This is a genomic window from Bacillus sp. CR71, from assembly GCF_003429245.1.
Classification (GTDB): domain Bacteria; phylum Bacillota; class Bacilli; order Bacillales; family Bacillaceae_G; genus Bacillus_A; species Bacillus_A thuringiensis_S.
On sequence record NZ_CP031748.1, the window covers coordinates 2,779,127 to 2,799,848 of the forward strand.

Sequence of the window (20,722 nt, forward strand, 5' to 3'; positions counted from 1 at the left end):
CACCATTAAAGGATTGGGTAGTTATGAATATAATTTTGGAAAGTATTATATTAACTTTTACTGGAATAATTGTTTTGAAAATGACAGGTAGTACATCTGCCAGCCAAATGACAAGAGCTGAAATCATTATAGTTGTATCAATTGGCCGTATTATTGTAGAACCTGTATTAAGTAGAAAAGTAGTCCCATCTATATTTGCGGCTATCATATTTGCAAGCATATTACTTATCATTCATTTCTTTGAATTGAAATCAAGGAAGGTGGAACAATTCCTAAATGGAAGTAGCATTATAATTGTTGAAAACGGAGAGATTGTAAAAGAGAATTTGATGCAGGCAAAAATGTCGGAACAACAACTTTATATGCAATTAAGAGAAAAAGGGATTCATGACGTAAAGAGTTTACAGCAAGTTACAGCGGAACCGAATGGGCGTATTGGTTATCAATTAATAAAAGAAGGACAACCAATAACTTTAGAAATGTTAGAAAAAGTATTAGATCGGTACAATATAAAAAGATAATTTCTCATGAGAAACAGCCAATACTACCAAAAAAATATTGACTGTTTTTTTATTTTCTATAAACGTAAGGATTAATAAAATAGGGTAGATTTTTAACCAATCTTTATATTAGATATGGGCTTATTATTATGCTATATTCAATGGAGCTACGATGACTAAGGTAAGTGGTATAAGTAGAAGAAAAAACTGTATAGCAAATACAAAAATGCTTTTAATTTGATACTAAAAATGGATTGAAAATAAGGAGATAGATACATAATGGAATTTTGGGAATCAAGTTTTATTGAAAAACAAACGATGTGGGGATTTGAACCTACAGAATCTGCAATTTGTACAAAAGATTTTTTCCTTGAAAAGAACGTTAAGGATATATTAGTTCCTGGTATTGGATATGGAAGAAATGCAAAGGTTTTTATCGATAATGGTATAAATGTAACAGGTATTGAGATTTCAAAAACAGCCATTAATTTAGCAATGCAAAATGGCCTAGAAGATATTAGTATCTATCACGGTTCGGTAAATGAGATGCCTTTTAATAACAAATCATATGAGGGTATATATAGTCATGCACTTCTACATTTGTTGAATAAGCAAGAGAGAGAGCAATTTATTAAAGGTTGTTATAATCAGCTAAAACCAGGTGGATATATGGTTTTCACAACTGTTTCTCAAAAAGCCCCAATGTTTGGGAAGGGGAAACAGTTGGATAAAGACTATTTCGAAATAATGGAAGGCATAAAAATGTTCTTCTATAATTCTGAATCTATAAAACGAGATTTTAATAAATATGGACTAGTACAAGTTTCCGAAATTGATGAACCAAATAAGAACATGGAGAATAAACCTTCAATAAATTTCTTAATGATAAAATGCCAGAAAGAACTATAAATAAAAGTTTTTAAATATTCCTAAAGATATTTATATATTGATTATGCACAAATATAAAGGACAAGCATATAGTATAAATACCTCTTAACTTTAAGTAACCTTAACTTTCGTTAATAGGGTATCTCAAAATCCCCGAAAAGAGCACTTGCGGAAACAAGTGCTCTTTTATTTGGAATTTTAAACCATAAATATTGCATAAAATGTTAAACTTGAAAAGAGTACTTTTTTTATTTAAAACTGTAGTATATGAATGGAGTGTTATTGAATGCAAACAAGAAAAGCATATCTATATGTATTTGACACGATGTCTGATTGGGAATACGGACATTTAATTGCTGAACTTAATACAGGAAGATATTTCAAAAAAGATGTAGCGCCTTTTAAAGTAGTAACAGTTGGAATAAATAAAGAAACGATTATTTCAATGGGGGGCTTGAATATAAAGCCGGATATTTCCCTAGATGAATGTATCCTTGAGAGTAACGATCTATTAATTTTACCTGGAGGGAATACTTGGAGTGAAGAAATACATAAACCTATTTTGAAAAAAGTTGGTGAAGCCTTAAGGCTTGGTACAATTGTGGCTGCCATTTGCGGTGCAACTATAGGTCTTGCAAATTACGGTTACTTGGATTCTATAAATCACACAAGTAATAATTTAGATTATATGAAAATGGTTTGTCCTACTTATAAAGGAGAAAATTTTTATGAAGTAGGACCTGTAGCATCCAGTGAAAATCTTATTACTGCATCGGGTGTAGCACCTCTAGAATTTGCCATGGAAGTATTAAGGAAATTAGATGTATTTGCGCCGGATACACTTCATTCATGGTATAAATTGAATGAGACTCATGAAGTGGAATATTTCTTCCAGTTAATGAATTCAATTAATAGCTGAGTAGTATTTCGAATGAAAATTATATTTTAGATGATGCGAAAACTAATAACAAAATAAAAGGTAAGGGTATTCCTATGAATATATGAGGAAATATTCTTACTTTTTATAGTGTTATTTCTGAACGACAAACGTAATGGCATTTGTTTTTAATTGAACGTGTCTTTCATTACGAACTATATTATAAGCTAATTCCTTTATTTCAACTTTTAGTTTTTTCCATTCTTTATAAATGCTTTTTAAAGCACTTATCATTTCTTCGGTTGAAAGATTAATTTCAATTAAAGCTTCTAATTCTTCATTCGTTATTGAATCAATTTCTTGTATGTTAGAGTTAATAATTAAACAATTAATACCGCCGTTTTTTGTACCTCTTTTCATAGATTGGAGTACATTTTTAAAATCTTCTTCTGATTTGACATGTTCCAAACTTGATACTGCAACGATATAGTCATAAGTATTAGATCTAATATGATAGTTTTCAATTGCTGCTTGTTCTGTTTTTATAACCTCGAATACGTCATGTTCTTTGCTATAAATTTGTAGCTTTGTTAAAGCGGAATCAAGTAAATCAACACATGTAACAGTTCCGCTAGCATTTTTAATCTTTTGTGCAATTGGAATGCTATTTCTACCGACGCCAGAGCCAAGATCAAGCACTTGTAATTTGTTTTTCTCTTCAAAGTAGTCCATTAAATCCATAACTGTTTTAACCGGCTTGTGAAGCCAAGATCCAGTTTCAAATAGTTTATATTGTTCATAGCAAAGATCGTGATATTCCTTTTCTTCTTGTCTTATGTAATCGATACGGTTCATATTGTGTCAGTTCCAATATTTTCATTACAAAATGAATAGGTGGGGCAGCCTTTAACATTTGTTTGAATTCGAAAAATACCACCAGCATGTGGATACTGTTTTAATTCGTCATCCGTCATTCTTGTTCTGGCTGTTGTAACATATAAATCAGTTAAGTTAGGCCCACCAAACGTACATGATGTTACATATAACGCAGGAATTGGAATACTTAATATTTGTTCTCCAGTAGAGGGATTCCATCTAGTTATTTTTGAACCTCCCCAATGTGCAATCCATAAACAACCTTCTTCGTCAATTGTCATACCATCAGGTAGACCGTCATTTTCAGAGAAAATGATTACATCACTTGGATTATGAATTTCTCCAGTACGTATATTATATTGATAGCGAACCACTTTTTTAGTAGGTGTATCTATAAAGTAAAGGTATGTATGATCAGGTGACCAAGCCATTCCGTTTGAAGTATTTACATGTGAAATTTTTTTTCTACACTCAAATTATTATGTAAACAATATAAGGAACCTGCAGCATTAATACCGTATGTATCTGTAGTACCTGCCCAGAAACGACCAGCGGGATCACATTTTCCATCGTTAAAACGATTTTCTATTAAATGTTGTTCGGGGTCAAAAATATGTGTCAGTTTTTCTGTATTTACATTAATAGAATAAAAGCCGTTTTCCATAGCTAAGAGTAGTACATCCTCTAAATATGGAACAACACAGCCAATTTGTTGATTGAGAGCAATTACTCGGTTCGTATTAGCGGTAGGATTGTATATGCATAATTTTCTCTCCATAATATCAACCCAATATAAAAGTTGCTTTTTTTCATTCCAACATGGTCCTTCAGCTAAACTTGCTTTAGCATCTAAAACTAATTCTATATTACTGAACAAGATGTTCACCTCGCGTTATAAGATATTAATATAATTCGATAAGAATAGAGGTAAACCTTTTAGTCAAAGGATATTAAAATTTATAATGTAGAAAAATGACCTTCTCACAAGTGATTAAAAAAGTGTATAAACAAGGAGAGGAAAATGCATATGATGTTTTATGAAATTGTTTGCTTTTCTTGTAAGAATATATTTCGTGTTTACGAAGGTAGTGAAAAATATAAGCGATTTAAAGAGAAACCAAAAGGGGCATATTGTTGTGATGAGTGTAGCCACAAAATTCAATTAGAAGCGATAAAGAATTTTTTTAGATAATTTTACGATTTCGATTCGGAAAAGTTTGACAATAAAAGTGTTATAAATTATCATATTAAAAAACTAATATTTAAGGCATAGAAGAGAAGAGTAGTTAAGAAAGAATACGTACAGAGAGCTCTGGTAGCTGAGAAAGAGCGGTATACATCTTAACGAAAAAAGACTTGGAGCTGCGCAAGGAACTAATTTATTTAGGGATGGTGCGACGGGTTCTCCCGTTATAGAGATAGGGTATAAGCATATTTTGCCGTACCTGAAGAGGTTAGTATGGTGACATATTAACAAACTGAGGTGGTACCGCGAAGCTAACAACTCTCGTCCTCAAGATGAATAATCTTGGGGGTGAGAGTTTTTTTTGTTGCATAAAACTGGAAATTAGAAAACAAAAAAATAATTGAGGTGAGTAATATATGCATTGGGCGTATGAAGTAGCACATGAATTAATTAGGAAACATCCAAATAAAGAAACGTTTGTTTGTGCATCTGGAATTAGTCCGTCAGGTTCTGTTCATATTGGGAACTTTCGTGAAATCGTAACGACTTATTTCGTAGTAAGAGCACTTCAAGATTTAGGGAAAAAGACTCGTTTTATATTTTCGTGGGATGATTATGATAGGTTTAGAAAAGTTCCAAAAAATATTGATCCATCTTTTGCAAAGTATATTGGTATGCCATACTGTGATATTCCAGATCCGTATGGATGTCATAACTCGTATGCGGAGCATTTTGAAAAAGAGTTTGAAAAATCGCTTCAAGCATTTGGAATTGGAGTGGAATTTATTTATCAACATGATGAATATAGAAGCGGAAGGTATAACGAAAATATATTAGAGGCTTTGTATAAACGAAAAGATATATATGATATTTTAATGGATTTTAAAACTGGAGAGTGTAGTGAAGAAGAGCGAGAGAGCTTTTATCCAGCTACATTATATTGTGAGAGGTGCGGGAAAGATACAACAACTATTACACATTTTGATGAAGTATTAAAAACAATCCGGTATGAATGTGAATGCGGAAATGAAAAAGAGTTATCCGTATTAAATACAAATAAAATGAAACTAAATTGGAAAATCGATTGGCCGATGAGATGGATGATAGAGGAGGTTGTTTTTGAGCCGGGTGGCAGAGACCATTCAGCAGAAACGGGTAGTTATAATGTATCAAAAGAAATTGCAAGGAAAATATTCAATCGTGAAGCTCCTCATTATGTTGCTTATGATTTTATTGGAATTAAAGGCAATCATGAAAAAATGTCTAGTTCTTCAGGAAATAGTATTACACCTAGTGAGTTGTTAAAAGTGTATTTACCAGAAGTAATTCTGTTTATGTTTGCAAAATATAGACCAAACGCAGCTTTTCATATCGGTCTTGATGAAGATGTGATTCGCAATTATACAGAATATGAGCGATTGAAAGATAGTTATGAAAATAAAACGCTCAAAAATGAAGATTTACTTGATGCAATTAAACTTTCTAGAGTTACTATCGGGTTTAAAGAATATCCGAAATTTAATCAAGTAGCAGGAACGTTACCATTATTAAATTTTGATTCAACTATTTTACAGGGGATATTAAAGAAAATAGATAGGAGCTATGCATTAGATGAAATGAGAGCGGTGAGTAATCGCACAGAGTATTGGATAAGAAATTTTCAATCTGAAAAATTAATTGCGGTAAATCAAGAGAGAAATACAGAGTTTTACAACACATTGGATGAAAGACAGAAAGAATGGTTAGTAGAAGTTTGCGATATACTTCGTTCTAACAAAGATTACTCTCACTTAATGGAGCAATTATATGCGATTTGTCATCATGAAAATAAAAATATAATGAAAGAAAATCAAAAACAATTATTCACTATTATATATAAGCTCATTATGAATCAATCAAATGGTCCTCGTATACCATTATTAATACATGTAGTAGGCATAGAAAATTTCATCACACTATTAGATTTCTAAAACACAGTTAAAAGCAACGCAAGTACCAAAATTTCTAAGTACTTGCGTTGCAAATTTTACTATCGTGAATACATTTTCGGACATTCATCACCACTTGGTTCATAAAAACAATGGCTTTTAAACTGTCCTACAAATGGCTGATTATACCATTCAGGCGGACAAGCTCCAACTGGACGGAAATACCAAAGAGCCCATCGTGCAGGCCAGCGCCATTGACCTTGTAAAACTTTTCGTGCGATTTCTTTTTCTGATTCACGAGCGCGTTGATAAAAATATCCATATTGTACTGCTTCAAATCCGCCGGGGCTTTGATATACAGCGTCTCGTACGGTACGGAGTTGTTTAAAATCTAAGCAATCACAAAATACACGGTTTACTACAACGCATCCAACTAACTCCTCACCTTGGCGACCTTCGCCTTCAGCTTCAGCACGAATTAATCGAGCTAGTAAATCAACATCACTTTCGTTGTATGGAATAAGGGGCATAGTGATACCACCTTTCTGTTATAGTAAAGAGTGTATGTTATAAAACAATCTGCGTGCTTTTTTACATGAAAATAACATTTAATTTTAAGAGGAGCTTGTATAAAAAAAGCTAATTAGTAATAGTAGATAAATATAAAAGGGAGAGGTATTATGTATCGAATTCATAAAGACCATATCATTTACTCAATGTCACCAGAAAATAAGCCGTGTATGGAAGTAGAAATTGGGAGCAGTCTTGTATTTGAAACATATGATTGCTTTGAAAATCAAATCGATTCTGAAGATGTTGTGTTACAAGAATTAGATTGGAACCGAATTAATCCAGCGACTGGACCTGTATATGTTAAAGGAGCAGAACCTGGCGATATATTAGTCGTAACGATTGAAAAAATTGAAATTGCAGAGCAGGGTGTTTTAACTACAGGTGCAAACCTTGGTGTAATGGGTGATGAGTTAAATGAAAATACAGTGAAAATTGTCCCAATACATAATGAATATGTTTTGTTTTCAAGTGAACTACAAATCCCGATTAATCCAATGATTGGGGTAATTGGTACTGCACCGAAAGAAGAGAGCATTTCATGTGGCACACCGCATGATCACGGCGGGAATATGGACTGTAAAGAAATTAAAGAAGGAACAACACTACTACTACCAGTTAATGTCCCAGGAGCACTATTAGCATTAGGTGATTTACACGCAGCAATGGGTGATGGTGAAATTGGTGTTAGTGGTGTAGAGGTTGCTGGTGAGGTAACGGTAACAGTTCAAACGATAAAAGGAAAACAATGGCCATTACCAATGGCTATTCAAAAAGAAAAAATGATGACGATTGCTTCAGAGAAATTGTTAGATGATGCAGCAAATCGTGCTGTACGTAATATGGTGACATTTTTACATGAAGAATTGGCAATGTCTAAAGCTGATGCAACGCTTTTATTATCGGCAGCAGGTAATTTAAAAGTTTGCCAAGTTGTGGATCCGCTGAAAACAGCGCGTATGGAACTAGGAATGGATTATGTGGAGAAACTAGGATTTACTTTTAGTAAATTTCATATTAAATAGATAAGGGACGAAAAAGGATACTTTCGTATAAAAGCATCCTTTTTTTAATTTACTGATTTTGTGAAAAGAGGTAGTATTTATTTTATATAAGTATATTTGAGATTGTGGATTAAAAAGGAGTTCAATAATGGTCAAAATTATGATTGTAGAAGACGATATGAAAATTGCAGAACTATTATCGACACATGTTGCGAAATATGGTTATCAAGGAGTTATTGTATCGGACTTTCAAAATGTATTAAACATTTTTTTAGAAGAACAACCAGAGTTAGTTTTATTAGATATTAATTTACCGAGTTTTGATGGGTACTTTTGGTGTCGTCAAATTCGCGGTGTTTCTACATGTCCGATACTATTCATTTCGGCCCGTGAAGGCACGATGGATCAAGTTATGGCGTTAGAAAACGGTGGCGATGATTTTATTCCGAAGCCTTTTCATTATGAAGTTGTAGTGGCGAAAATTCGTAGTCATTTAAGACGTGCATATGGAGATTATGCACCGAAACTAGAAGAGCGAATGATTGAGCAACAAGGCCTTTGTTTATATCCTGAAAGGCTTGTATTGAAACTTAGAAACGACGAAATTGATATAACGAGAAACGAAGCTATTTTATTAGAGACATTAATGAAAAATTATCCGCGTGTTGTGAGTAGAGAAGTGTTACTTAATAAATTATGGGATAGTGAATCTTATGTTGATGATAATACATTAAGTGTAAATACAACACGTGTGCGTAAAAAGTTACAAACGTTACATATAGAAGGTGCGATTGAAACGATTCGTAGTGTTGGATATAGATTGCACATTACTTGGGATAATGGTATAGAAAAATGATAAGGTTGTTTATACGTGATCATATACCAGTTATTTGCTTTACCATAATTCAACTACTAGCTATATTTCTCGTATATTGGTTTGATGGGCATAATCATATTACAACGGCGTTATACGCAATGTTTCTAGGTGTTTTCTTTATGGGAAGTTATTTAGTGTTTCGTTATTTTACACATCGTTCTTTTTATGAGCGCCTAGCAAACCCGATGCAATCTTTAGATGAATCTGTTCAAAAATCTGATTTTGCAGCTGTATCGGCTGCTCTTCAAGAACTACTTGAGGTGCAATATCGACATTATCAAAATCAGCTGCAAATACAAGAGAGAAAAAATAATGACCATTTAACCTTTATGAATCAGTGGATCCATCAAATGAAAACACCTTTATCTGTAATAGAATTAATTACACAGGATGAAGTAGATTCACGTTTTGAAAGTATAAATGAGGAAACAGACCGATTAAAAAAGGGATTGGAAATGGCTCTATATGTCGCACGATTAGAAGCGTTCACACAAGATTTTTATGTAGAAAGGGTACAACTACATAAAATAGTGAATGATTCGGTACATGAACATAAACGTTTCTTTATACGGAATTTTGTATATCCAGAGCTTGAAATTGATAAGGACATTACTGTAGAAAGTGATGTGAAATGGTTAAAGTTTTTAATCGGACAAATACTATCGAATGCGATTAAGTATTCATCAGGTAGTAGAGAAAAGATTAAAATGAAAGCTTGTAAGGAAGGTAATACCGTTATACTTGAAATTGCTGATAATGGCGTAGGTATACCGAAGCAAGATTTACCAAGAGTATTCAAACCTTTCTTTACAGGAGAAAACGGTAGAGATTTTAAAGAATCAACAGGAATGGGGCTATATCTTGTATATGAAATTACAAAACAATTAGGACATAGTGTGGAAATCCATTCAGAAGTTGGTAAAGGTACGGTAGTGCGAGTAATATTTTTTAATGTGTAAAAAGTAAACAAGGCTAAAGAACTTTGGAGATAAGTTTTTTAGCCTTGTTTTGTACCCTTGATAACATTGGAGAATGAAATATTCTATAGATAAGAGAGGCAAAATGAACCCAATAAGAATAAATGTAAGACTACATACATGAACCATTTTTTATAATAAAAATAGAATCTTATAGAAGTTGCGAATGATAGGAGGCTTGAAATGGATATTCGTAAAATGAAATATTTCATAACGGTGGCAGAAGAATTAAACTTTAGTCGTGCAGCAGAGCGTCTTATGATGGCACAACCGCCTTTAAGTCAAGAAATTCGAAAATTGGAAGAAGAATTAGGAGTTCAACTTTTTCACCGGACAAAAAGGATGGTTGAGCTTACCGAGGCGGGGAAAGTCTTTTTAGAAGGTGCTAGGCAAACATTACTTCAAGTAGATAGAACGATTAAAGAAACACAGCTTGCAGATGAAGGGAAAATCGGGCATTTAATCATCGGTTTTGTCGATTCTACAGAAACAGTTATAGGCATATTAAAAACATTTCGAGAACGTTTTCCAAAAATTCAGCTCATATTACGTGAGATGACAACAGACCAACAAATAAAAGCGCTTTACGAAAAACAAATTCATATTGGATTTATTCGTTCGGAGCAAAATAATGAAATATTATCTTCTGAAGTTTGTTCTGAAGAGTGTTTAAAGTTGGTTTTGCATGAAAATCACCCTTTCGTTTCGTTACCTAATATTTCAATCAAATCATTAGTGGAGGAACCATTCATTTTATTTCCTCGTCATTTCGGTACAAATTTTTATGATTTAATTATTAGTTACTTTTGGAAATATGGGGTAAGTTTAAATATTGTTCAAGAAGCAGTTCAAATGCAAACGATTGTAAACTTAGTTGCAGCTGGAATGGGGATTTCTGTCGTTCCATCCTCGGTGGAAAGCTATAAAAAATCAGGAGTGATGTATAAAGATATTCTAGAAAATACACCGGAAATAAATTTATATGCTGGATGGAGGAAGGATGAAAAGTCTGTCGTGTTAAAGAACTTTTTAACAGTTGTTAGAGAGGTTTATATGACTTCCCACAGCCCATCTTTATAGGATGGGCTGTGGGAAGTTGGCAAGGGGTGTTTATTTATAGATAAAACTTACTCATGATTCAACCTGTTTTACTAGTATCATACTCAGCGAAACCTTTTAATACACTGTCAATCTGATCCATAATTTCAGGTTGCAATTTAACACTAGAAGCAATTACATTTTCTCTTATTTGTTCCGGATTTGAAGCACCAATAATTGCAGAAGAAACAGCTGGATTTTGTAATACCCAAGCAACTGCGAGTTGAGATAAGGTAAGGTTAATTTCTTGTGCGATAGGTTTAATTTCCTGGATAGCGGTAAGCACATCATCACTCATCCAACGTTGCACGAGTTTGTCAAAAAACGGTTTTCCAGCATCGGAGTTAGCACGCGATTGATTTGGTAATGGTTTACCAGGTTGATATTTTCCTGTAAGAATACCTTGTGCAAGTGGCGACCATACGATTTGGCCAAGTCCCTCACGTTGACATGTTGGAATCACATCAGTTTCAATAACTCGCCATAACATCGAATATTGAGGTTGGCTAGCGATAAATGGAATGTTCAATTCGCGTGCAAGTGCTGCACCACGGGTAATTTGTTCTGATGTCCATTCGCTTACGCCTAAATAGAGAACCTTACCTTGTCTTACAAGATCTGAGAAAGCTAACATTGTTTCCTCAAGAGGAGTTGTTATATCAAATCTATGTGCATAATAAATATCGATATAGTCTGTCTGTAATCGTTTTAACGATGCATTACAATTTTCTATAATATGTTTTCTTGATAATCCACGATCATTTTTTCCAGGACCGGTCGGATGGCATACTTTTGTACATAGTTCTATACTTTCTCGGCGTATACCTTGCAAAGATCGGCCAAGTACTTCCTCAGCTATCGTGTCCGAATAAACATCAGCAGTATCGAACGTTGTAATTCCAACATCTAGTGCGGCTTTTACACAATCATTTGCAGTATCTTCGTTTACTTTTCCACCATGGTTTATCCAGTTCCCGTATGCGATTTTACTTACTGTTAATCCACTGTTTCCTAGTTTACTAAATTCCATTGTAGAACCACCCCTTAAAAATGATACCTTTATTATAAGAACTGAAATTTAGTATGTATAATATATGATTTATGATGAATTTATATAAAATTTATATAAGAGGGAATGCTTACAATTTTATTGCTAGGGAAAGCTAAAGCAAGTAGTACAACAAATGTGGCTGATACTTGTTCGATATGAAGTGAAGAAATAATGAATAGACCTTAAAAGAAAGCAATCTTTTTTAGCAGCACAAATAATTGCATTTACTCATACAGTACTATTATGGTACAATATGGTTACTAATGAGGGAAAGGAATGATGGGTGGACGATGATTAACTAATCTTATTTTTAAATGTTGAAATTCAATAAATTTCAATTTCTAAAAAATAGGATTAGTCTGCCCGATTTCCATACAACGGTATTGCTATTTATGTTGCGTAATAGCTTATTTGGGTGTAAATATTTTAACGACTAATCCTGCCAAATTTATTTGGGAGGATTTTTTTATTCTCCCTTAATGAAAGGGATCGGTATTATGAAAGAACTATTAAAATTAAATGATGTTTATGTTGAAATAAAAGAAAATATGTTGTTAGAGAAAATGAATGTGACAGTAAAACAAGGGGATGTTATCGGATTAATTGGTAAAAACGGTGCTGGTAAATCAACGTTACTTCGATTAATAAATGGAAAGATTGAGCCTTCAAAAGGGATTGTTGAATGGCAGCAAATGAATATGACAACCGCATATGTTGAGCAAGAAATAGAATCTTTTATTAGTAACGATGTAATTGCAAAAGAAGCAGAACTGCTTGCGAAATGGGGCGTGCCAACGAACGATTTTCATACTTTAAGTGGTGGTGAAAAGTTAAAAATTCGATTAGCAAAAGGATTTGCTAAAAATCCTAATGTCTTAATATTAGACGAACCGACAAATCATTTAGATGAAATGAGTACGGAATTTCTCATTAAACAAATAAAAAATATGAAAGGTACAGTTATCATTGTATCGCATGATCGATATTTTTTAGATGTTGTCGCAACAAAAATATGGTCAATTGAGGACAAAAAATTAATTGACCATAGTGGTAATTATACAAGCTACATGAAAGCACGTGAGCAAAGAAGGAAGTCGCAGCAGCGAGAATATGAAAAGCAGCAAAAAAAGATAGAACAAGTAGAAACACATATAAAAGAATTAAGTTCATGGTCACAAAAGGCACACGCGCAGTCTACAAAACAAGAAAGTTTTAAAGAGTTTTATCGTGTAAAAGCGAAACGAATGGATGCGCAAGTGAAGTCAAAAAGAAAACGTCTCGAAAAAGAGCTGGAGAAAACGAAAGTAGAACGTGTGAAAGAAGAGTATTCAATTGAGTTCTCTATTCAAGCGAGTAAAAAAGTAGGAAAACGCTTTTTAGAAGTAAAGCAATTAAAAAAAGAATTTAATGGAAAAGCATTATTTGAAAACGTTAATTTTACAATTCAGCACGGTGAGAAAGTTGCAATTGTTGGACCAAACGGTAGCGGGAAAACAACATTACTGAAGATGATTATGGGAGCGGAAACTGCTGAAGGAGAAATATGGATTTCACCATCTGCAAACATCGGTTATTTAACACAAGAGGTTTTTGATTTGCCACTGGACAAAACGCCAGAAGATTTATTTTTTAAAGAGACATTTGAAGAAAGAGGAAAAGTCCAAAATTTAATGAAACATTTAGGGTTCCAAGCTTCTCAATGGAAAGAGCCGATTGAGCATATGAGTATGGGAGAAAGAGTAAAATGTAAGCTAATGGCTTATATTTTAGATGAAAAAGATGTACTCATTTTAGATGAACCGACGAATCACTTGGATCTACCTTCACGTGAACAACTTGAAAATACATTAGCTGAGTATAACGGAACATTAATAATTGTTTCTCACGATCGATATTTTTTAGAGAAAACAACTAACATAAAACTCGTGTTTTTAAACAATACGATACAAAAGCAGCTAGAAGAACCTACTAAAACAAGAGATAATATTGAAGAGCTACGTTTAACGTTAGAAACAGAGAGACAAGAAGTATTAGGGAAATTATGCTTTTTAACTTCTAACGACAAAGAATATAAAGAACTTGATGAACGATTTATAGAACTTACGAAGCAGATAAAGGCGTTATAACGTAAGTAAGGGGAATTAACATGGGAGAAGAGAGTTCAACTAAGTTATTTAGAATAGATTGTGGAGATATATACTTGCAAGGGTTTATGGTCAAAGATGCAGAAAGTATTTATAAAATAGCCAATCAACCGGAAATAGAAAAGTTTTTACCAGACTGGAAATCGACGAAAGAACAAAGGGTGGATTGGATTGCAAATTATGAAATACCAGCAAACAAAGCATTTCTTGAGGCAGTGAAAACTACGAATAACATAGATAATCATATGTTAAAGCTAGGAATATTTAAGGAAGCTACAAATGAATGCATTGGATGGTGCTGCACAGGCATGAAAGAAGAACTCCCTTCACCAAACAGAGAGATAATGTATGCTATCTCAAATAAACATCAAAATCATGGCTATGCTACAAAAGCGACCAAAGGCTTAATTGACTATTTGTTTAAAGAAACAAATTTAATTGTCCTTAACGCAATTACTTTAATTAACAATGTACCATCAAATAAAGTTATTAAAAAATGCGGGTTTACTTATTTGAGTGAACACAAGATAGCAAATCAACTATATAATCATTATGTATTGAGTAAATCTGAATGGATAAAAAATATTGTGCAGTAAAAGGAATTAATACGAAATCATAAAAAAGCTTAGAGCTAAAACTCTAAGCTTTTTTATATTCATTTTATCCGGCATAGGTACCTTAATCTTTATCATTCACGAATGTTTACACATTTTAGTAATAAGTAAAAAAGGGGATATTAGCTTAACATTTAGTAAAAGATTTTTTGGGCTAAATACAAATGCAGTCTTATCCAAAACGAGATTTTGGGTCTTTATGAGCTTGCCTATTATTGTATTATCAGTAGTACCTGCCATGATGTCGTTCTTTGTATCAGGAAATATTAAATCAATTTTATTATTTATATGTTGGATAAACACATTCATTTCCGCCTCAGATATTTACAATTCGTTTTTGATTGCAATGAAACCGAAGCACTCATTTTTTTTGCAGAGGTTATTATAAAGTGAAATAGTATTTAATGGGTAACTCAAATATGCTTTAACTACATACAACAGTTAAAATATAATATTTGAAAGTAAAAAGACCGATAAAAATCGGTCTTTTCATATTAATAAAATAAAGATTAGAAAATAGCATTGTAATTCAAACCAATATGCAAATATTATAAGATAGATATGCTTTGTTTATAGATTGAAAATAGGTTTGTTATCAGTTTTTTTAGAAATCTTACAAGCGTGTAAGATAAATGAAAGATGAATCAATATGAGCTGTAAGACAATTCATTTACACTCTATAGTGAGCGGTGGAAATGAAGGGAGAATATAAATGGAAATTTTGCAGGCAAATAGTATTAGTAAAGTATATAGAGGGAAAGTACCTTTTAAAGCATTAGTAGATATTGATTTATCAATTCAAGAAGGTGAATTTGTAGGAATTATGGGCCCGTCAGGTAGTGGGAAAACAACGTTATTAAATATGGTATCTACTATTGATTCTCCATCATCGGGAGAAATATTTATTAATGGTACAAATCCTTTCCAATTATCATCAGAAGAATTAGCGTTATTTCGCAGAAAACAATTAGGATTTGTTTTCCAATCATTTAATCTTCTTAGCACACTTACTGTAAAAGAAAACATCGTATTGCCGATGACTTTAGATGGTGTTTCTGTGCAAGATATGAACAAACGAGTGGAAGAGATTGCACAGAAATTAAACATTATAGATATATTGAGTAAAAGAACGTTTGAAATATCAGGGGGACAAGCTCAAAGAACAGCAATTGCTCGTGCGATCGTTCATAAGCCGCAATTGTTACTTGCAGATGAACCAACAGGGAATTTAGACTCTAAATCTTCAAATGATGTAATGGAGATGCTTGATACTCTAAATAAAGAAGAAAAAGCAACGATGATGTTAGTTACACATGATCCGTATGCAGCGAGCTTTTGCAGCCGAGTAATCTTTATTAAAGATGGTCAACTATATAACGAAATTTATTGTGGTGAAAGTAGGCAAACTTTTTATCAAAAGATTATGGATGTCCTTTCTTTGTTAGGAGGGAAAAGGCATGACTTTTCGTCAGTTCGCATTTAATAATATTTTTCGCAATAAGCGTACATATGCTGCCCATTTTTTAAGTATTGCATTTTCTATTATGATTTTCTTTACGTATGCTCTTTTATTATTTCATCCTGATTTACAAGGTGAGTTGAAATCGACAAGTGCAACAATAAGTGCATTTGGTACATTGGGATTTTCAGTTTCGCAAGGATTGATTTTTGTATTTTCATTTTTCTTCATTCTATATTCAGTTAGTTCGTTTTTAAAAACGCGTAAGAAAGAATTTGGTATTTTAATGATGCAAGGTATGTCAATGAGACAGCTTAAGAAATTATTATTAATTGAAAATATGTTGATTGGACTTGGTTCAATTTGTATAGGGATTTTCATTGGACTCATATTTTCTAAACTAGTCTTATTGATAAGTGCAAGTGTATTAATGATTAATAATGGTTTACCTTTTTATATACCAGTGCAGGCTGTATTATTAACAGTTATTACATTTCTTTTCTTGTTTTTAATTGTTTCATTATTTACATTTAAAATGATAAAAGTAACGGAACTTGTGGAACTTATTCGAGCAGAGGAAAAGCCAAAACCTGAACCGAAATCTTCAGTTTTATTATCGATACTTTCTTTAATTAGTATAGGGTATGGATATTTTTCAGTATTTCGCTTCATACCAAGTACCAATTTTATTACGCTTGGAATAGGTGTGCTTCTAGTAATTATAGGAACGTACTTTTTATATACACAGTGTAGCGTGTATATACTGCACCTTGCTAAAAGGAGAGAATCTTTCTTTTTAAAGAGAACAAATATATTAACATTTTCTGAATTAATTTACCGTATGAAAGATAATGCAACGATGTTTTTTATAGTATCTATTGTTTCAGCAGTTGCATTTACAGCAATTGGTACAACAGCCGCAATTGGAAATAGGGATTTGGTAAGGATGACAAATCCGTATACATTTTTGTATGGAAGTTTTGAAAATGACAAAGTATTGAATAAAAATCTTTCTATTATAAAAAAACACCTTTCTGATGCTAATATTCCGTATCGAATGGCTTCATCTTCATATATATACACAGAAAATGGCGTAAATGTAATGAAGTTAAGTGAATACAACGATCTTGCTAAAGCACTAGGCTATCAACAAGAAACAATTGAAAAAGAAGATGAAATTTTATTAATTCCTGGAGTCGTATCACAAAAACAAGAATTTAAAAATGGCGAGTATAAAAAGAATATAGAAGTCATTCAAGGTGACTGGACAAAGACATTTCATGTGAAAAAAGCTGTAGAAAATTTAGTTTTACCACATGATTCTAGAACTATTTATATCGCTGTTCAAGATCAGGTATATGATGGAATACCTCTTACTAGTGACCCAGTTAATAAAGAAATTCCATATCGTACTTACGGATTTGTTGTAGATGATTGGATAAAAACGAAAGAGATTTCAAATCAATTAAAGAGTATATTCGATAAAAATCTTAGGGACAGAGATTTCTACTTTGAAGCTTTAACATTAAACTTGTTGGAAGCAAAGCAAAAGAATGGTTTATTACTTATGGTAAGTATTTTAGTTGGAATCGTCTTCTTTACATTCGCCGCTAGTTTTATTTATTTCCGATTATATACAGATTTGGATCGCGACCAACAGCAATATAAAATGATTTCGAAAATGGGATTAAGTAAAGGTGAGTTGAAAAAAGTTGTAACGAGGCAGTTATTATTAATGTTCTTTTTACCAATTTTCGTTGCAGTGATTCATACTGTAGTTGCTTATATAGCATTACAGCAATTAGTCGATTTTTCTATCATAAATAGCTCTATCGTTATTTTAATTTCATTTATATGTATACAAGTTTTATATTTCTTTATAACCCGTTGGCGTTACCTGCAAAAGCTTTATAAGGTTATGGAGCAATAGAATTTATTAGCTTGTAAGACTACACTAAAGTATGTGGAAAAATGAACTGTATGATGAAAGGAATCGTGATGAAAAGAATATTAACTATTTTTATGTTAACTATAATACTTTTAATAAGCTTTAGTGCATGTTCTAAAAAGGACAACTCATTTCCTGCAAACGGTGTATTAATTATTGGAGATGAAAATAATATTTCACCAATTATTAATCGTTATCAGGAAATTACGGAAGAAAATGAAGTGTTTTCTGTGAAAAAAGGGGAAGTTGGAAATGGAAATGTCTTAATTTTAAATGAATCTACAGCACAAGCATTGATTAAAGAAAAACTTTTTCGAAAACAAGATAATGGCTCCAATTATATTATAGATACGTTACCGAAATTCCCAAAAGAAGGGTCACTATTATTTACAAGTGAAGACGATAAGACTATGAAAAGTATTAAAATAGGAGGGGAAGAGATTCCTGTTACATACGATAGTGATGCCTGGATAGGTAACAATCGTAAATATTCAACGGAATGGTATATGATTGTAGCAAAAAATAGTGTGTATAAAGAAATAAAGGCAAATGAAATGAAAATGCATCTTCTTCATTTGAAAAAATCTCTAGGTGACGAAAAACCTAAAATGTCGACAGATAATACATTGGTTAATGAAAATGTTAAAGTAAAAAAACTAATTAAAGGTTTGGAAGGAAAAGTATCTTTCCAGTTTGTAACGATTGGAGAAAAATCATAAAAAAAGAGTTCGAGGTTGATAGAAACTTTATCACCCCCGAACTCTTTTTAGTTTGTAGACCAATCAAATATTATGCTTTACATTACTTCATTTAATCGAGTCTCGTTTGTTTCCTCAATCGCATTTGAATTTTGAACTGAATTATTTTGGGCTTCTTTTTCTTTACGAGCCTTTTGTAGCATTTCAAGGATGATCCATAAAGGAACACCTTTATCCTTTAACATCTTCCATAAATCTAATTCATTAAATTTATGCTCAGGCTGTTTCATTTCTTTTTCAGATGAACGAATATCAAACTTGATAGGATCATTTACTTTCTTACTTTCCAGTTTAGTAGAAGAGATAGTATTATGCTCAAGAGTAGATGGAGTTATTTTAGTAGGTTGAGATAATGTATGAATATTTGATCCGATTTGCATGCTTTTTCCTCCTTTTCAAGCAATGAGATTAGTTTTCTTATGGTTTTTAAATTTTTTTAACATGAGGAAACTATATCTAATTATAAATTCAAATAAACAGATTTACAAGTTGTATTGTAAAAAGTAAATGTTCACTTGAATTAATATTTATCAACAATTGTATATGTTTTCTATATATACAACGTATATAAAATACTTTACATTATGTTTAAGTTGTTAAAACATTGTGTTAATTTTTAGAAGAAAAATGTAAACGTTTTATTAGGGGGAGAAAGTATGGGGAAGTTATTTTTAAAAATATGTTTTTTCGCATTAGTGACCTTATGTTCATTCGTAGCGAAAATATCATATGCTGAAGAGGGGCAACCAAATAATTATCCTATCATATTGGTGAATGGATTTGCTGGATGGGGTAGAGAAGAAATGCTTGGCGTAAAGTATTGGGGTGGTGTTCATGATATACAGGAAGATTTGAAACGAAATGGTTATACGGTACATACCGCAGCTGTTGGACCTGTTTCTAGTAACTGGGATCGTGCATGTGAATTGTATGCGCAAATTAGCGGTGGCACAGTAGACTATGGTGCCTCGCATGCTGAGAAACATGGACATAATCGTTTTGGCAGAACTTATAGTGGTTTTACGCCGAATTGGAGTGAAACAAATAAAGTTCATTTAGTTGGGCATAGCATGGGTGGACAAACGACAAGAACATTAGTGCAGTTATTAAAAGAAGGCAGTTATGAAGAAAAAGACTATGTGAAAAATCATCCGAACGCAAAGATATCACCACTATTTGAAGGCGGTAAATCGTATGTTCATAGTGTTACAACTTTAGCAACTCCTCATAATGGCACAACACTCGCGGACGGAAGTCTTCTATTGCCGTTCGTTAAAGATTTACTCATTACAGCTGCGAGCTTTGGAGGAAACAATAATTTATCTTTATATGATTTTAAATTGGATCAATGGGGTATAAAGAAGATTGCTGGAGAGTCCTTTTTCCAATATAGTAATCGTATTCTAAATAGTTCACTTTGGAAAAATACAAAAGATATAAGTCAATGGGATTTAAGTACAGATGGTGCAAAGGAGTTAAATAATTGGGTAAAGACGCAACCGGATGTTTATTACTTATCTTATAGTGGACATGCATCACAAGCAGCACCTATTACAGGTTTACATTTGCCTCATATAACGATGAATAAAGTGTTGATGGGGAATGCATTTTTCTTAGGTTCTTATGCGAGATATGAAGAAAACCGTCCGTTAGTTGATACTTCTTGGTGGCAAAATGATGGTGTAGTAAATACCAATTCTATGATTGCACCAATTTCTAATGTTGCTGTAAATAATCATGAGTCATTACAGGTTGGAAAATGGAATCATATCGAAACGAAAGCGAATTGGGATCATCTCGACATGGTAGGATTAAGTGTTTCAGACTCGTTAGGTTTTTCTAGCATTCAAGAGTTTTATAGAACAATTGCTGAAAAGCTATCACGTTTACCGAAATAAGTAATAATAAAGCGCTCTCGATGGAATTCGAGAGCGCTTTATATTATATTGAAAGAGGGGTTTGGTAGA

General features: G+C 32.6%; 19 protein-coding genes, 2 pseudogenes and 1 other annotated feature. Of the genes and pseudogenes, 16 read left to right on the plus strand and 5 right to left on the minus strand.

Annotated elements, in window-relative coordinates; genetic code table 11:
- Nucleotides 1-23: 23 nt before the first annotated feature.
- The 3 genes from DOS87_RS13870 (at nucleotide 24) to DOS87_RS13880 (ending at nucleotide 2,307) form a co-directional block, all read left to right on the plus strand.
- On the plus strand, nucleotides 24-521 hold the full coding sequence (locus DOS87_RS13870) for a DUF421 domain-containing protein (protein WP_098578615.1): 498 nt from the start codon (nucleotides 24-26) through the stop codon (nucleotides 519-521).
- 258 nt (nucleotides 522-779) lie between these two features.
- Nucleotides 780-1,409, plus strand: a complete 630-nt coding sequence (locus tag DOS87_RS13875) for a class I SAM-dependent methyltransferase (protein ID WP_000397583.1) — start codon at nucleotides 780-782, stop codon at nucleotides 1,407-1,409.
- A gap of 265 nt (nucleotides 1,410-1,674) precedes the next feature.
- Nucleotides 1,675-2,307, plus strand: a complete 633-nt coding sequence (locus DOS87_RS13880) for a type 1 glutamine amidotransferase family protein (protein ID WP_001194778.1) — start codon at nucleotides 1,675-1,677, stop codon at nucleotides 2,305-2,307.
- Nucleotides 2,308-2,418: 111 nt separating this feature from the next.
- Here the strand turns inward: DOS87_RS13880 and DOS87_RS13885 are convergent, their stop codons facing one another.
- Complete coding sequence (locus DOS87_RS13885) at nucleotides 2,419-3,120, minus strand: class I SAM-dependent methyltransferase (RefSeq protein ID WP_001079445.1); 702 nt, start codon at nucleotides 3,118-3,120, stop codon at nucleotides 2,419-2,421.
- A pseudogene (locus DOS87_RS13890) lies at nucleotides 3,117-4,018 on the minus strand (SMP-30/gluconolactonase/LRE family protein). Before DOS87_RS13890 ends, DOS87_RS13885 begins: the two are co-directional and overlap by 4 nt.
- Nucleotides 4,019-4,162: 144 nt before the next feature.
- Between DOS87_RS13890 and DOS87_RS13895 the strand changes: the two are divergent.
- Together DOS87_RS13895 and lysS are read left to right on the plus strand one after the other, a co-directional pair.
- A complete protein-coding gene (locus DOS87_RS13895) occupies nucleotides 4,163-4,333 on the plus strand; it encodes a DUF2197 domain-containing protein (RefSeq protein WP_000551042.1) in 171 nt (56 codons plus the stop codon).
- 69 nt (nucleotides 4,334-4,402) lie between these two features.
- Nucleotides 4,403-4,659 (plus strand) — a binding site (T-box leader).
- An 84-nt stretch (nucleotides 4,660-4,743) separates the two neighbouring features.
- Entirely contained in the window at nucleotides 4,744-6,297 is a 1,554-nt protein-coding gene (gene lysS / locus DOS87_RS13900) for a lysine--tRNA ligase (RefSeq protein WP_208730366.1), read from the plus strand.
- 59 nt (nucleotides 6,298-6,356) lie between these two features.
- Here lysS and DOS87_RS13905 read toward each other — a convergent pair whose 3' ends face one another.
- Nucleotides 6,357-6,785, minus strand: coding sequence for a cell wall hydrolase (locus tag DOS87_RS13905; RefSeq protein ID WP_001128402.1), 429 nt, complete (start codon nucleotides 6,783-6,785; stop codon nucleotides 6,357-6,359).
- A gap of 150 nt (nucleotides 6,786-6,935) precedes the next feature.
- Between DOS87_RS13905 and DOS87_RS13910 the strand changes: the two genes are divergently transcribed.
- From DOS87_RS13910 to DOS87_RS13925, 4 genes are all read left to right on the plus strand, one after another.
- On the plus strand, nucleotides 6,936-7,850 hold the full coding sequence (locus tag DOS87_RS13910; RefSeq protein ID WP_000285670.1) for an acetamidase/formamidase family protein: 915 nt from the start codon (nucleotides 6,936-6,938) through the stop codon (nucleotides 7,848-7,850).
- Between the two features lie 127 nt (nucleotides 7,851-7,977).
- Nucleotides 7,978-8,685, plus strand: a complete 708-nt coding sequence (locus tag DOS87_RS13915) for a response regulator transcription factor (RefSeq protein ID WP_000238995.1) — start codon at nucleotides 7,978-7,980, stop codon at nucleotides 8,683-8,685.
- On the plus strand, nucleotides 8,682-9,665 hold the full coding sequence (locus tag DOS87_RS13920; RefSeq protein WP_002082724.1) for a sensor histidine kinase: 984 nt from the start codon (nucleotides 8,682-8,684) through the stop codon (nucleotides 9,663-9,665). The genes DOS87_RS13915 and DOS87_RS13920 overlap by 4 nt, the downstream gene beginning before the upstream one ends.
- 201 nt (nucleotides 9,666-9,866) lie before the next feature.
- Nucleotides 9,867-10,763: a LysR substrate-binding domain-containing protein gene (locus DOS87_RS13925; RefSeq protein ID WP_000354655.1), complete on the plus strand. Its 897-nt coding sequence runs from the start codon at nucleotides 9,867-9,869 to the stop codon at nucleotides 10,761-10,763.
- Nucleotides 10,764-10,821: 58 nt separating this feature from the next.
- Here the strand turns inward: DOS87_RS13925 and DOS87_RS13930 are convergent, their stop codons facing one another.
- Nucleotides 10,822-11,811 (minus strand): aldo/keto reductase family protein, encoded by a 990-nt coding sequence (locus DOS87_RS13930; protein ID WP_000395976.1) that lies wholly within the window; start codon nucleotides 11,809-11,811, stop codon nucleotides 10,822-10,824.
- A 518-nt stretch (nucleotides 11,812-12,329) separates the two neighbouring features.
- Between DOS87_RS13930 and abc-f the strand changes: the two genes are divergently transcribed.
- The 6 genes and pseudogenes from abc-f (at nucleotide 12,330) to DOS87_RS13960 (ending at nucleotide 18,716) form a co-directional block, all read left to right on the plus strand.
- Entirely contained in the window at nucleotides 12,330-13,958 is a 1,629-nt protein-coding gene (gene abc-f, locus DOS87_RS13935; RefSeq protein ID WP_086412997.1) for a ribosomal protection-like ABC-F family protein, read from the plus strand.
- Between the two features lie 20 nt (nucleotides 13,959-13,978).
- On the plus strand, nucleotides 13,979-14,572 hold the full coding sequence (locus DOS87_RS13940; protein ID WP_000503550.1) for a GNAT family N-acetyltransferase: 594 nt from the start codon (nucleotides 13,979-13,981) through the stop codon (nucleotides 14,570-14,572).
- A 55-nt stretch (nucleotides 14,573-14,627) separates the two neighbouring features.
- Nucleotides 14,628-14,988: pseudogene (locus tag DOS87_RS13945) on the plus strand (DUF3267 domain-containing protein); the annotation flags it as partial.
- A gap of 314 nt (nucleotides 14,989-15,302) precedes the next feature.
- Nucleotides 15,303-16,073: an ABC transporter ATP-binding protein gene (locus DOS87_RS13950; protein ID WP_000404444.1), complete on the plus strand. Its 771-nt coding sequence runs from the start codon at nucleotides 15,303-15,305 to the stop codon at nucleotides 16,071-16,073.
- Nucleotides 16,048-17,979, plus strand: a complete 1,932-nt coding sequence (locus DOS87_RS13955; RefSeq protein ID WP_098578258.1) for an ABC transporter permease — start codon at nucleotides 16,048-16,050, stop codon at nucleotides 17,977-17,979. Before DOS87_RS13950 ends, DOS87_RS13955 begins: the two co-directional genes overlap by 26 nt.
- Nucleotides 17,980-18,032: 53 nt before the next feature.
- Complete coding sequence (locus DOS87_RS13960; RefSeq protein ID WP_231130553.1) at nucleotides 18,033-18,716, plus strand: lipoprotein BA_5634 family protein; 684 nt, start codon at nucleotides 18,033-18,035, stop codon at nucleotides 18,714-18,716.
- Nucleotides 18,717-18,793: 77 nt separating this feature from the next.
- Here DOS87_RS13960 and DOS87_RS13965 read toward each other — a convergent pair whose 3' ends face one another.
- The gene (locus DOS87_RS13965) at nucleotides 18,794-19,135 is read right to left on the minus strand and encodes a DUF3914 domain-containing protein (protein ID WP_001165517.1); all 342 of its coding nucleotides are present in this window, start codon (nucleotides 19,133-19,135) and stop codon (nucleotides 18,794-18,796) included.
- Between the two features lie 276 nt (nucleotides 19,136-19,411).
- On the opposite strand from DOS87_RS13965, the gene DOS87_RS13970 reads away from it, so the two are divergent.
- Entirely contained in the window at nucleotides 19,412-20,653 is a 1,242-nt protein-coding gene (locus DOS87_RS13970; protein WP_208730367.1) for an esterase/lipase family protein, read from the plus strand.
- Nucleotides 20,654-20,722 lie beyond the last annotated feature (69 nt).